Genomic DNA, 13,230 nt, shown 5'->3' on the forward strand with positions numbered 1-13,230 from the left:
CAATTCCGCACCTTTAGCAGGGCCTCTGACCGGCCCTGCCGCTGTCGCCTGAGGCGGCATACTGACCTGACATCAGTGAGAACCCGATGAAACCCGAACTGCTTTCCCCTGCCGGCACGCTGAAAAACATGCGCTACGCCTTCGCCTATGGTGCCGATGCGGTCTATGCCGGCCAGCCGCGCTACAGCCTGCGGGTGCGCAACAATGAATTTACCCACGAAAACCTCGCCAAAGGGATCGATGAAGCGCACGCGCTGGGCAAAAAGTTCTATGTGGTGGTTAACATTGCGCCGCATAACGCCAAGCTGAAAACCTTTATCCGTGATTTAACCCCGGTGGTGGCGATGCAGCCTGATGCGCTGATTATGTCCGATCCGGGCCTGATCATGCTGGTGCGGGAGGCCTTTCCGCAGATGCCGATTCATCTGTCGGTACAGGCCAATGCGGTTAACTGGGCGACGGTTAAGTTCTGGCAGCAGATGGGGCTGAGCCGGGTGATTCTGTCTCGCGAACTGTCGCTGGAAGAGATTGCCGAAATCCGTCAGCAGGTGCCGGAGATGGAACTGGAGGTGTTTGTTCACGGCGCACTCTGCATGGCCTACTCCGGCCGCTGCCTGCTCTCCGGTTACATGAATAAACGCGATCCCAATCAGGGGACCTGCACCAACGCCTGCCGCTGGGAGTATAAGGTAGCCGAAGGCCAGCAGGATGAGGTCGGCAATATCGTCGGTATCCATCAGCCGATCCCGATGCAGGATGTCACGCCGACGCTCGGCGTCGGGCAGCCGACCGACAAAGTGTTTCTGCTGGAAGAGAAGATGAAGCCGGGCGAGGTAATGAGCGCCTTTGAAGATGAACACGGCACCTACATCATGAACTCCAAAGATCTGCGCGCGGTGGCGCACGTTGAGCGCCTCAGTCAGATGGGCGTCCACTCGCTGAAGATTGAAGGCCGCACTAAATCTTACTATTACTGCGCCCGCACCGCGCAGGTCTATCGCCGGGCGATTGACGATGCTGCCGCCGGAAAACCTTTTGATCCGTCGCTGCTGGAAACGCTGGAAGGACTGGCCCATCGCGGCTATACCGAAGGTTTCCTGCGTCGTCACACCCACGACAGCTACCAGAACTATCAGCAGGGCTTTTCAGTCTCCGATCGTCAGCAGTTCGTGGGCGAATTTACCGGTGAGCGACGGGATGACTGGGCGGAAGTGGCGGTGAAAAACAAATTCATGCTGCACGATCAGCTGGAGATCATGACGCCCGCCGGGAATCTGCTGTGTCAGCTGGATGCGTTGCAGAATGCACGTGGCGAGGCGATCGATGTTGCGCCCGGCGACGGACACCGCGTCTGGCTGCGGGTACCCGAAGAGGTTGATCTGCGCTTCGGCCTGCTGCTGCGCAATTTTGCTGACGGCCAGGACACGCGCGATCCTCATGCAAATCGTTTACCAACTGAAACATTTTGATGAAGTTAGAACAGGATCACAGACCCCTGAGCGGCGCTGCCTTATAGTCCCGCCTGCTGCCAACGAGTAACAACAATCAGCAGGTTATTACTGGAACCACCTCATTCACCCGCCCGGCTCCCCCGTGCGGGTTTTCTTTTTTCTCACTATCGCCAATAATTTTCGGCGGTCAGCTATGTTATAACCCTCCTCTCACTCTGTAGATCTTCAAGGAACAGATAATGGATAAAAAATCGCTTACGCTGCTGATTCTGAATGGAAAAGGCGCAGGCAATGATGATCTGCGAGACGCAATCAGCTCGCTGCGTGAAGAAGGTTTTGATATCGCGGTACGTGTGACCTTTGAAAAAGGTGACGGTGACCGCTATGTCAAAGAGGCGATTGCACTACAGGCAGAAACCGTGGTCGCTGGCGGCGGTGACGGCACCATCAATGAGATCGCCACCGCGCTGGCAGCCTCTGAAGCGGCCCATCGTCCGGTGCTCGGCATTCTGCCGCTGGGTACCGCCAACGATTTTGCCACCAGCGTCGGCATCCCCGAAGAGATGGAACCCGCGTTGCGGCTGGCCATTCAGGGTAAAGCCAGCAGCATCGATCTGGCGCGGGTCAATCAGACCCACTATTTCATTAATATGGCGACCGGCGGATTTGGCACCCGGATCACCACCGAAACGCCGGAAAAACTGAAATCGGCTCTGGGCGGCGTCTCCTACTTTATTCACGGCCTGATGCGGATGGATACCCTCAAGCCCGATACCTGTGAAATCAGCGGACCCGACTTTCACTGGCAGGGCGATGCGCTGGTGATCGGGATTGGTAATGGCCGTCAGGCGGGCGGCGGACAGCGTCTCTGTCCGTCGGCGCTGATCAACGATGGCCGGCTGGATGTCAGCATCGTCACCGCTCAGGAGCTGCTGCCTACGCTGCTGCACTCGCTGACCGGCGATGATGACAATCCCGGCATCGTCACCACGCAGCTGCAGTCGCTGACGATCCGTTCACCGCATGAAATGACCTTTAACCTTGACGGTGAGCCGCTTTCCGGACGTGAGTTCGTGATTGAGGTGCTGGCCGGTGCGCTGAGTTGCCGTCTGCCGCCGCAGTGTCCGCTGCTGGCCTGATTGATCAAACAAGGGGCGAAAGCCCCTTTCTTTTTGCCAGCGTTAACGCTTTGTGATTGCCTTCACAACTCTGCCGCATCAACTTGTATGGTAGTATTAAAGCGCGTATTTTTTCATCATTGAATGCTGACTAAAGGCTATCGGGATGAAAATTGTTAACGCTGAAGTATTTGTAACCTGTGCAGGCAGAAACTTTGTCACTGTCAAAATCACTACCGATCAGGGCCTGACCGGCATTGGCGATGCCACGCTGAATGGCCGCGAATTACCGGTAGCGTCCTATCTGAAAGATCACGTCTGCCCGCAGCTGATTGGCCGCGATGCGCATCAAATCGAAGATATCTGGCAGTTCTTCTATAAAGGCGCTTACTGGCGTCGCGGCCCGGTGACCATGTCCGCCATCTCTGCGGTGGATATGGCGCTGTGGGATATCAAAGGCAAAGCCGCCAATATGCCGGTTTATCAGCTGCTGGGCGGCGCGTCACGCACCGGTGTGATGGTCTATTGCCACACTACCGGCCATTCCATCGATGAAGTGATGGACGACTACGCGAAGCATAAAGAGCTGGGATTCAAGGCGATCCGTGCCCAGTGCGGCGTACCGGGGATGAAAACCACCTACGGCATGGCGAAAGGTAAAGGGCTGGCCTATGAACCCGCCACCAAAGGTAACTGGCCGGAAGAGCAGTTCTGGTCAACCGAGAAATACCTCGATTTCACACCAAAACTGTTCGCGGCGATCCGTGACAAATTTGGCTTTGATGAGCATCTGCTGCATGACATGCACCACCGTCTGACGCCGATTGAAGCGGCGCGTTTCGGTAAGAGCGTGGAAGATTACCGCCTGTTCTGGATGGAAGATCCGACGCCAGCCGAGAATCAGGAATGTTTCCGCCTGATCCGTCAGCACACCGTGACGCCAATTGCGGTAGGAGAAGTGTTCAACAGCATCTGGGATTGTAAGCAGCTGATTGAAGAGCAGCTGATTGACTATATCCGCACCACCATTACCCATGCGGGCGGAATTACCGGGATGCGCCGCATTGCGGATTTCGCCTCACTCTATCAGGTACGCACCGGCTCACACGGTCCGTCCGATCTCTCGCCAATCTGCATGGCAGCCGCGCTGCACTTTGATCTCTGGGTGCCTAACTTCGGCGTGCAGGAGTATATGGGCTTCTCTGAACAGATGATGGAGCTGTTCGAGGCTAACTGGACCTTTGACCAGGGCTATATGCATCCTGGCGACAAACCGGGTCTGGGCATTGAATTTAACGAGAAGCTGGCCGCGAAATATCCCTACGAACCCGCCTATCTGCCGGTCGCCCGTCTCGAAGACGGCACGCTGTGGAACTGGTAAGGAGCGCCCGATGAAAAGTGTGGTAATTGAACAACCAGGCGAGCTGGTGCTGGCTGAACGTCCGCTGCCGCAACCGGCGGCCGGTGAAGTCCGGGTGAAAGTGGCCTATGCCAGCATCTGCGGCTCTGACGTCCATATCTGGCACGGCCACAACCCGTTCGCCAGATATCCGCGGGTGATTGGTCATGAATTTTTTGGCGTGATCGATGCGGTCGGCGACGGCGTCGATGCGGCCCGGCTGGGTGAACGCGTGGCGGTCGATCCGGTGGTCAGCTGTGGTCACTGCTATCCCTGTTCGGTAGGTCGCCCCAACGTCTGTACTTCACTGCAGGTGATTGGCGTCCATCGCGACGGCGGCTTCAGTGACTATGCGCTGGCCCCCGCCAGCAATGCCTTCTGCCTGCCGGACAGCATCCCCGATCGGCTGGCGAGTCTGGTCGAGCCGTTTACCATCGCCGCTAACATTACTGCGTTTTTGCAGCCGCAACCGCAGGATGTGGCGCTGATTTACGGTGCCGGTCCGATGGGCTTAACCGCGATTCAGGTGCTGAAAGGCGTTTACAACGTCAAAGAGGTAATGGTGGTGGATCGCCTGCCGGAACGGCTGGCACTGGCAGAGCAGAACGGGGCCGATCGGCTGTTTAACAACAGCGAGGTTCCGCTGGCGGCGCAGCTGGAAGGCGTTCAGCCGACGCTGATTATCGACGCGGCCTGCCATCCCACCATTCTGGCCGAAGCGGCTGCCCTCGCCTCTCCGGCGGCGCGTATCGGTCTGCTGGGCTTTTCCGGCGAACCCTGCAGCATTACGCAGCAAAGTCTCACCAGCAAAGAGCTGTCGCTGTTTACCTCACGGCTTAACAGCAACCGCTTCCCGCAGGTGATTGAATGGATGGAAAAAGGGTTAATCCAGCCAGAGAAGCTGGTCACGCACTATTTCCCACTTCAGGAGATTGAACGCGCCATGACGCTGTTCGAGAAAGATCCGCGCACCTGCTGCAAAGTGATCCTGCAAATGGGTTAATGCCCACTGAACACCAGGTGTCCTCAGCCGGTGCGTACCCGCCGGCATGATTATAAAGAGAAAACAGATCACGGAGTTTGTATGTTCAAGAATCTGCGCTGGACCCTCGTTTTACTGCTGTTCCTGGTTTACATGATCAATTACCTCGATCGTGTTGCCCTGTCGCTGACCGTGCCGCTGGTGGAAAAAGATCTGGCGATCAATGCTGAGCAGTTCGGCATGATCTTCGGCAGCTTCTTCTTCGGTTACGCGCTGTTTAACTTCGTCGGTGGCCTCGCCACTGACCGGTTTGGCCCGAAAATTGTGCTGGCGGTCGCGGTAGGCGCCTGGTCGATCTTCTGCGGCATGACCGCGCTGGCGACCGGTTTCTGGTCGCTGCTGATCCTGCGCGTGCTGTTCGGTATGGCTGAAGGACCTATCTGTGCCTCGGCCAACAAAGCGATCAACGGCTGGTTTCCCAAAAAACAGGCCGCCACCGCGATGGGATTACTCAGCGCCGGTTCGCCGCTGGGTGGCGCGGTAGCCGGTCCGATTATCGGTTATCTGGCGCTGGCTTATGGCTGGCGTCCGGCATTCATTATCGTCTGCTGCATCGGTCTGGTATGGATGACCTTCTGGCTGTTCTTCGCTGCGGACAACCCGGCAAAAAGCAAACGCGTGAGTGAAGAGGAGCGCCTGTTAATTGAACGTCTGAAAGCGGCGAACCCCAATGATGAGGCCGATCTGTCAGAAACCGCTCATCCGTTTGGCTACTACCTGCGTCAGCCGATCATCCTGGTGACCGCGTTTGCCTTCTTCTGCTACAACTACATTCTGTTCTTCTTCCTGAGCTGGTTTCCGGCTTATCTGGTGCAGGCGCACGGCCTGGATATCAAGTCGATGAGCATCACCACCATGATCCCGTGGATTGTCGGTTTCGTCGGCCTGGCGCTGGGCGGCTGGATCTCCGATAAAATCTTTAACATTACCGGCAAACTGTTGTTGTCCCGTAAAATTGTGCTGGTGGTCTCACTGCTGGCGGCGGCAATTTGTGTGGCGCTGGCAGGTACGATAAAAGATGTGGTTCCCGCGGTGATGATGATGTCGGTGTCGATCTTCTTCCTCTACATTACCGGCGCAATCTACTGGGCGATTATTCAGGATGTGGTGCACAAGAGCCGGGTCGGCAGCATCAGCGGCTTTATCCATCTGGTCGGCAGCCTGTCCGGTATCATCGGCCCGATTGTCACCGGCTTTATTGTCCAGCATACCGGTAAATTCGACAGCGCCTTTGTGCTGGCTGGCTGTGTCGCCGCGCTGGGTGCTTTCCTGGTGTTGTTTGTGATTCGCAGCCCGAAAACGCAGGATAAACCGGTTTCGGTATAACCTTCATCACGCGACATGATCACTGATTTCGGGGCGCCTCGCGCCCCGTTTGCCATAAGGACGGACTATGTTACAGATTGATCGCCTGCCCGCTGAGATCCAGCGCCCTGCCTACGACCGTAGCCAGCTTAAAACCCGGATGGTGCACATCGGCTTTGGTGCCTTTCACCGTGCCCATCAGGCGCTGTGCAGCGATAAGCTGGCCGCCGAACACGGCAGCGACTGGGGTTACTGCGAAGTTAACCTTAACAGCGGCGAACTGATTCAGGCGCTGCGCAAACAGCAACTGCTCTATACCCTGACCGAAATGGCGGATGATTCGCTGCAGACCCGGGTCATCGGCGTGATCACGGCGGCACTGCATGGCAAAGGCGACGGCATCGATGCGGTAATCGACGCGCTGTGTCAGCCCGATGTGGCGATTGTCTCGATGACCGTGACGGAGAAAGGCTATTGCCACCAGCCGGCCAGCGGCAATCTCAATCCGGATCATCCCGACATCGTCCATGATCTGCAAAACCCGCAGTCGCCATGTTCGTTGCCGGGTCTGATTCTGGCCGCGATTGCCCGCCGTCGCGAGCTGGGTCTGCCACCTTTCAGCGTGATGTCGTGCGACAACATGCCGGAGAATGGCCATGTGACCCGCAACGTGATTGTGCAGCTGGCACAACGGCAGGATAAGGCGCTGGCTGATTATATCCAGCAGCAGATCACCTTTCCGTCAACCATGGTTGACCGTATCGTGCCGGCGATGACCGATGCTGCCTTTGATGCGCTGGCCGAACGGCTCGGCTCCCGTGATCCGGTGGCGGTGGAAGCGGAACCCTTCTTTCAGTGGGTGATCGAAGATAACTTTGTCAGCGGTCGCCCGGCGTGGGAAAAAGCGGGTGCCGAACTGGTCTCCGACGTGCTGCCGTATGAAGAGATGAAACTGCGGATGCTGAATGGCAGCCACTCTTTCCTCGCCTATCTGGGTTACCTTGCCGGTTATCAGCACATCAGTGACTGCATGGCGGACCCGCACTTCCGTGCCGCAGCCCGTTCACTGATGGTCGATGAGCAGGCACCGACCCTGCGCACCCAGGGCGTGGACCTTGAAGCCTATGCTGATTCGCTGATTGCCCGCTATGAAAACCGCGCCATCAAACATCGCACATACCAAATCGCCACTGACGGATCGCAAAAATTACCGCAGCGTCTGCTGGACAGTCTGCGCTGGCATCTGCGTAACAACAGCCGCTGCGAACTGCTGCTGCTGGGCGTGGCAGCCTGGATGCGCTATGTCGGGGCCATTGACGAGCAGGGCCAGCCGATTGAAATTCGCGATCCGCTGAAAGCCACGCTGGCAGAGACGGTCGCCAGCAGCGAAGAAGGCGCGCCGCGTGTGCGTGCGCTATTGGGTCTGCGCGAAATATTTGGCGACGATCTGGCTCAAAACGCCGATCTGGTTGCCCGACTGACCGCCTATTATCAGCAGCTGACGACTCAGGGCGCGCGGGCGACGGTACAACAGTGCATGAGCCAGGCATAACCGCCTGGTGACAAAGCACTGGCGCAGACGCAGCGTGCTGATTAGACTGACTCTTTCCCATCGGGCTGGCATCAGCCAGCCGTAATATGGATATTGCTGCATGTCGATCGCTTATACCATTACCACCAGCGAACCGGTGAATCAGCAGATTTACCGGTTTCTGCGCAAAGATATCGTGACCTGTGCGATTCAGCCTGGTTCGCTGCTGTCGGAAAAAGAGGTCTCTGCGCGTTTTAACGTCTCTCGCCAGCCGGTGCGGGAAGCGTTCATCAAACTGGCCGAGGCCGGGCTGGTACAGGTATTGCCGCAGCGCGGCACCTTTGTGCGTAAAATCTCTGCCAAACGGGTGGCGGATGGTCGCTTTATCCGTGAAGCGGTGGAAGTGTCGGTGGTGCGTCGTGCCGCGCTGGAGATTGGCGAACCGGCGCTGATGGTGCTGGCGCACAACCTGCAACTGCAACGTATGGCCGCTGAGCGGCATGACAGCCAGGCGTTTCTCAGCCTGGATGATGAGTTTCACCGGCTGATTGCCGAAAGTATTGATTGTAAGCTGGCGTGGGAAACGGTCGAGAACATCAAAGCGGCGATGGACCGGGTGCGTTTTCTGACGCTGAGTGAAGTTTCCCCGCCGGAAAGCCTGATTGAGCAGCATGAGGAGATTTTCGCGGCGTTAAAACAGCACGACCCTGACGCTGCCGAAGCGGCGATGCGCCGCCATCTGCAGGAGATGATCTTCTCGATTACCCCTATAGCCGAGCGCAACAGCGCATGGTTTGAAGCCCCCTGATACCGCTGCGTCGCCCTGTTCAGGGACGACGCAACGCTGTTACCACCATTGATGAAAGTGGTGTACCGGCCCAATCCCCTGCCCGACCTCCAGTGAATCTGCCTGCAACAGCGCCTGCTGCAACCAGGCTTTGGCCTCAGCCACCGTATCTGCCCAGTTCGCATAGCGGGGACGCAATGCCGCCAGCGCTGCTGACAGCGTACAACCGGTGCCGTGGGTATGCCGGGTATTGACGCGCGGCGTGCTGAACCGCAGCTGATCCGAAGGCGTCAGCAGCCAGTCCGGACTGTCGTCAGCCGTAAGATGTCCGCCTTTCATCAATACCGCCTGACATCCCGCTGCCAGTAACGCCTCGCCCTGCGTCCGCATCTGCGCTTCATTCTGCGCTACGGCACATCCCAGCAACGCCGCCGCCTCCGGCAGATTCGGCGTGATCAGCGACACCTGAGGCAGTAACAGTTCGCGCACGCTGGCAATTGCATCCGGCGAGAGCAGCGCATCGCCGCTTTTCGCCACCATCACCGTATCCAGTACCACAAAGGGAATTTCAGCGCGCTTCAGCCGTGCCGCGACCCGTTCTACTATCGCGGTTTCCGATAACATGCCGATTTTCGCGCTGTCGATACGCACATCATCCAGCACTGAATCGAGCTGAGCGGCGACAAAGTCAGGATCGATGCGGTAGACCGACTGGACGCCTCGGGTATTCTGCGCCACCAGCGCGGTGATCACGCTGGTGCCGTACGCGCCCAGCGCCGAAAAGGTTTTCAGATCGGCCTGAATCCCCGCTCCGCCGCTGGGATCGGTACCGGCGATAGTCAGGGCATTAATGCGCTTCATGGTTCACCTCCAGCGTCCAGAGCGCATCAAGAAACGCCGTGGCAAAACTGCCGGGACCGGTCGAGCCTGCCGCTGCCTGCTCACCGGCGCGTGCCATCACCTGACAGGCCGTCGCCACGTTGAGCAGCCGGTCACCGGTCAGACTGCTAAAGGCAGCCACCACCGCCGACAACGCGCAGCCGGTGCCGACCACCCGCGTCATCAGCGGGCTGCCGCCGTGAATGGCAAAAGTCCGCAGACCGTCGGTAGCGTAGTCCACTTCGCCGGTCACGATCACCAGCGTCTGATAGTCACGGGCCAGTTGCCGGGCCGCCTCCAGCGCCACATCCGCCTGATGCAGGCTGTCTACTCCGCGTCCGCCGCTGGCCTGCTGCGCCAGCGCCAGAATCTCTGAGGCATTGCCCCGGATCACCGCCGGTTGCTCGGTCAGCAGCTGCTGACAGAAAGTCGTGCGCAGCGTCAGTGCTCCAACGGCCACCGGGTCCAGCGTCCAGGGCGTGCCGGCCTGACGGGCAGCCGTGATCGCCGCCTGCATCGCCTGCTGGCGCTCAGCGGTCAGCGTCCCGACATTAATTAACAAGGCATCGGCAAACCCGCTGAACTGCGCGGCCTCCTCTGCATCAATCACCATCGCTGGCGAAGCGTTGAGCGCCAGCAGCACATTGGCGGTAAAGTTTTGAACCACGTCATTGGTCATGCAGTGCACCAGCGGTGACTGGCGACGGAAGCGGTGCAGAATGGGCGCGAATTGCGCAGCAGAAAGGTGTTGAGATTGATGATTCATCATAGCTCCCAACCGGCGAACAAGAAGGCGAATGCGGTCAGGCATCAGACTTCCCTACGCTGGCATTATCCAGTTCAGGTTCAACGGGTATTTCTCAGCCTTCACGTGGAAGGGCACCCCGAGTCATGTTACAGCCTGCAGCATAAGGAGCCGCCGCAGCGAAAGCAAGACACCCCGCGCGATCAATCCTCGCGCCGGTAACTCTTCGTAGGATCCCGATCAATTCCTGTGACGGCAAAAACAGGCTTAATGCTGCGGGCTATAAATACACCTTTTTTTAGGTAGGTAATATTAGCGCCCTGCGGGGATGTTATTTCCATTGATAAGCTGCATCACGCCATAAGAATTAGCCTGAGCACAGCATCGCAAAAAAAACACCTACTTTCAGTGAGTTGAGCGACTGTTGAAGCGGAAATTCATACTATTCAGGATGTATGATGCGATTATCATCGTTTATTCTTCACCGCCATTGATGGCAGGAAATTAATATCGAACGTAACGGTGCCACTGCGCCAAACGGCAGAGACTATATTCCACTTATATTTCCGTCCGCTGTTCGGGCTGCGGCGAAATGATTCATCGTGTCTATTATCGCGATATCAGCGATCGGCAGCCGCGCCGCGGGCTGAGGTGAAATCACACTGTCAGGCTTTAATTCAATTAGTCGCCACTAAGCATTTCTCTGCCAGGTGTGGCTATAAAACCCGTTATCTTTGCTCACGCGCAGACAATCATCCTTTAGCCAGGCAAAGAGCCTGGACCACCCATTGATGCGGGAATTTATGGTGATTGACGATTCTCTGTGACAAGCGTACTACCGCCTGAACTATTGATTCTTGTGCCGTTAGTGTAAATCGGGCGGCTTGTGACAGGAACATTGCCTTTAAGCCTGTCAAATCGGTTTAGAAACAGACGGAGAGCGCCTTTGAGCAGGACTTATAATTTATATATTGCGTCGGCTTACTGCCTGTTAACACCGCTCTCAGATAAAAACGCTTCGGGCATTCTCCGTCTTTCTACTCGTCACGAAATGTCAGATTATTTCATTTTCTTTCCCATCACATATGTATGCGCAACGATGCGATCATCACCCAGCATCTCCATACCAAACAGAATTTCGTCGATATTTTTCGCCTGCTTGTTACGCTCAGACAGAATCGGACCGGCCAGAGGGTCGAGCACCACAAAATCGGCTTCTTTGCCAGGCGTCAGACTGCCTATTTTATCCTGGAGGGACAGCACCGTAGCACCGCCAAGCGTAGCCAGATAGAGATTTTCCCTCGGCGTGAGAGAGTGCACTTCTTCTGGCTTATCAGTAAACGCTTTCCGCATTTGTGTGACTTTATAAGCCTCATCCATTGTCTGAATAACAGATAAACTGGTACCGGCACCTACGTCCGTCCCGAGGCCCACAGGAATATGATATTCTCTTGATTTATCCAGGTTAAAGAGCCCGCTGCCCAAAAAAAGATTTGAAGTAGGACAAAAAGCAATATTAGCGTTCTTCTCTGACAGCACCCTGAAGTCATCATCGTTGAGATGGATCGAGTGGGCAAAAATCGATTTTTTGGTTACCAGCCCATGTTTATCATAAACATCCAGGTAGCTGCGACTTTGCGGGAATAGCTGTTTTACCCATTCGACTTCCTGGTTGTTTTCAGCTAAATGGGTATGCAGATAAACATCGGGATATTCTTTAAGCAATCTTCCTGCGACTGCCAACTCCTGATCCGTTGATGTCGGCGCAAAGCGAGGTGTGACCGCATAATCCAGCCGTCCTTTGTGCTGCCATTTCTCAATCAGCAATTTGCTCTCTTCATAGGCTGACTGCGGCGTATCCAGCAATTCTGCAGGTGCGTTTCGATCCATCAATACCTTGCCGCTAATCATGCGCATATTGCGTTTTAACGCCTGCTCAAAAAAAGCATCGACTGATACCGGTGAACTGGTCGCAAATACCAGCGCAGTGGTCGTCCCGTTGTTGATCAACTGGTCAAGAAATTCTGCTGCTTCCTGTGAAGCATAGTGATGGTTTTTATATTTTATCTCTGTTGGAAAAGTATAAGTATTAAGCCAGCCAATCAGCTGTTCACCATATTCACTGATCATCGTGATCTGAGGATAATGAACGTGAGTATCGACAAATCCAGCAGTAATAATTTTGCCGCTGTAATCGACGGTATTATCAACAGGCTGATCTTTCAACGATATATAGTCACCTGATTTAACAACGCGTCCGTCTTTTACAATAAGATAGCCATCCTTAATATAAACCGTGGCCTCTGAGTCATTGGCGGGATCCCCTTTAAAATAAAGGATATCACCTCGATACCCAACGGTATCAGCCGCCGAACAAAATGAAAACAGACATAATAAAGCAACAAACTTAGGTTTCATTGACCACTCCGTTAAGAAATTATCTTTATATTCATCAACTTCAAATCAGGAGCAACAGGATAGGAAAATCGTAAGTGACGCCAGATACGAAAGATGCGGTTGAATTACGGGGCCGGGTTAAGCAAAACATACGACCTGAACGCCCCACCCTTTTTATATCGCTCTGATAAATCAAATAAAAATCTCAACACACCTAAAAAGTGACAAATAATTAAACGGTTTTATTACACTAACCTTAATTGTTTTTAATTTTTATCTTCCCATTTTGGAACATATATAGAGCTTTACATTAAAGCGCACTCCACTATTGATGGGTTAACTGACTTGCCATTCTGCCAGGGGTGGCAGCGCTCTTCACCCTTTCCCGAAGAGCAGAAAATTTAAGCGGACAAAGCGGTTATTGATCGCGACTATTCTATTGCAAGCATCACTGCCCGCCTTGATATCAGCAACGCAGTCTCTATACCTGGTTATAAAAGCACGGCACTGACGATACAGCCATTACAATGCAGCGCAGTCTGCGATCCAGCGTCTTCAAAACAGGCGTTGGCGGGG

At 55.4% G+C, this 13,230-nt stretch carries 10 protein-coding genes and 1 riboswitch; of the genes, 7 read left to right on the plus strand and 3 right to left on the minus strand.

Annotated elements, in window-relative coordinates; translation table 11 throughout:
• Window positions 1–86 precede the first annotated feature (86 nt).
• From trhP to WFK59_RS08815, 7 genes are all read left to right on the plus strand, one after another.
• Entirely contained in the window at window positions 87–1,469 is a 1,383-nt protein-coding gene (gene trhP / locus WFK59_RS08785; protein WP_336755613.1) for a prephenate-dependent tRNA uridine(34) hydroxylase TrhP, read from the plus strand.
• Window positions 1,470–1,690: 221 nt separating this feature from the next.
• On the plus strand, window positions 1,691–2,590 hold the full coding sequence (yegS, locus tag WFK59_RS08790; RefSeq protein WP_233987615.1) for a lipid kinase YegS: 900 nt from the start codon (window positions 1,691–1,693) through the stop codon (window positions 2,588–2,590).
• 145 nt (window positions 2,591–2,735) lie between these two features.
• Window positions 2,736–3,950, plus strand: coding sequence for a D-mannonate dehydratase ManD (manD, locus tag WFK59_RS08795; protein WP_233987614.1), 1,215 nt, complete (start codon window positions 2,736–2,738; stop codon window positions 3,948–3,950).
• Between the two features lie 10 nt (window positions 3,951–3,960).
• Entirely contained in the window at window positions 3,961–4,971 is a 1,011-nt protein-coding gene (locus WFK59_RS08800; RefSeq protein ID WP_336755614.1) for a Zn-dependent oxidoreductase, read from the plus strand.
• Window positions 4,972–5,052: 81 nt separating this feature from the next.
• Window positions 5,053–6,336: an MFS transporter gene (locus WFK59_RS08805; RefSeq protein WP_233987612.1), complete on the plus strand. Its 1,284-nt coding sequence runs from the start codon at window positions 5,053–5,055 to the stop codon at window positions 6,334–6,336.
• Between the two features lie 67 nt (window positions 6,337–6,403).
• On the plus strand, window positions 6,404–7,867 hold the full coding sequence (locus tag WFK59_RS08810; RefSeq protein WP_336755615.1) for a mannitol dehydrogenase family protein: 1,464 nt from the start codon (window positions 6,404–6,406) through the stop codon (window positions 7,865–7,867).
• Window positions 7,868–7,967: 100 nt separating this feature from the next.
• Window positions 7,968–8,654: a GntR family transcriptional regulator gene (locus tag WFK59_RS08815; protein ID WP_233987610.1), complete on the plus strand. Its 687-nt coding sequence runs from the start codon at window positions 7,968–7,970 to the stop codon at window positions 8,652–8,654.
• Between the two features lie 39 nt (window positions 8,655–8,693).
• Here WFK59_RS08815 and thiD read toward each other — a convergent pair whose 3' ends face one another.
• From thiD to guaD, 3 genes are all read right to left on the minus strand, one after another.
• Window positions 8,694–9,494, minus strand: coding sequence for a bifunctional hydroxymethylpyrimidine kinase/phosphomethylpyrimidine kinase (thiD, locus tag WFK59_RS08820; protein ID WP_233987609.1), 801 nt, complete (start codon window positions 9,492–9,494; stop codon window positions 8,694–8,696).
• Window positions 9,481–10,278: a hydroxyethylthiazole kinase gene (gene thiM / locus WFK59_RS08825; RefSeq protein ID WP_336755795.1), complete on the minus strand. Its 798-nt coding sequence runs from the start codon at window positions 10,276–10,278 to the stop codon at window positions 9,481–9,483. The genes thiD and thiM overlap by 14 nt, the downstream gene beginning before the upstream one ends.
• A 34-nt stretch (window positions 10,279–10,312) precedes the next feature.
• A riboswitch (TPP riboswitch) is annotated at window positions 10,313–10,409 on the minus strand.
• Between the two features lie 907 nt (window positions 10,410–11,316).
• On the minus strand, window positions 11,317–12,675 hold the full coding sequence (gene guaD / locus WFK59_RS08830; RefSeq protein ID WP_336755616.1) for a guanine deaminase: 1,359 nt from the start codon (window positions 12,673–12,675) through the stop codon (window positions 11,317–11,319).
• Window positions 12,676–13,230: the final 555 nt, after the last annotated feature.

Origin of the sequence: Pantoea sp. USHLN298, assembly GCF_037149395.1 — a bacterium.
GTDB lineage: Bacteria > Pseudomonadota > Gammaproteobacteria > Enterobacterales > Enterobacteriaceae > Pantoea > Pantoea astica.

What these genes read in the sequence shown, in the direction of transcription:
- yegS (WP_233987615.1), top strand. Translation starts at nt 1,691, where the DNA reads ATGGATAAAAAATCGCTTACGCTGCTGATTCTGAATGGAAAAGGCGCA.
- WFK59_RS08805 (WP_233987612.1), top strand. Translation starts at nt 5,053, where the DNA reads ATGTTCAAGAATCTGCGCTGGACCCTCGTTTTACTGCTGTTCCTGGTT.
- WFK59_RS08810 (WP_336755615.1), top strand. Translation starts at nt 6,404, where the DNA reads ATGTTACAGATTGATCGCCTGCCCGCTGAGATCCAGCGCCCTGCCTAC.
- thiD (WP_233987609.1), bottom strand. Translation starts at nt 9,494, where the DNA reads ATGAAGCGCATTAATGCCCTGACTATCGCCGGTACCGATCCCAGCGGC.
- WFK59_RS08815 (WP_233987610.1), top strand. Translation starts at nt 7,968, where the DNA reads ATGTCGATCGCTTATACCATTACCACCAGCGAACCGGTGAATCAGCAG.
- guaD (WP_336755616.1), bottom strand. Translation starts at nt 12,675, where the DNA reads ATGAAACCTAAGTTTGTTGCTTTATTATGTCTGTTTTCATTTTGTTCG.
- manD (WP_233987614.1), top strand. Translation starts at nt 2,736, where the DNA reads ATGAAAATTGTTAACGCTGAAGTATTTGTAACCTGTGCAGGCAGAAAC.
- thiM (WP_336755795.1), bottom strand. Translation starts at nt 10,278, where the DNA reads ATGAATCATCAATCTCAACACCTTTCTGCTGCGCAATTCGCGCCCATT.
- WFK59_RS08800 (WP_336755614.1), top strand. Translation starts at nt 3,961, where the DNA reads ATGAAAAGTGTGGTAATTGAACAACCAGGCGAGCTGGTGCTGGCTGAA.
- trhP (WP_336755613.1), top strand. Translation starts at nt 87, where the DNA reads ATGAAACCCGAACTGCTTTCCCCTGCCGGCACGCTGAAAAACATGCGC.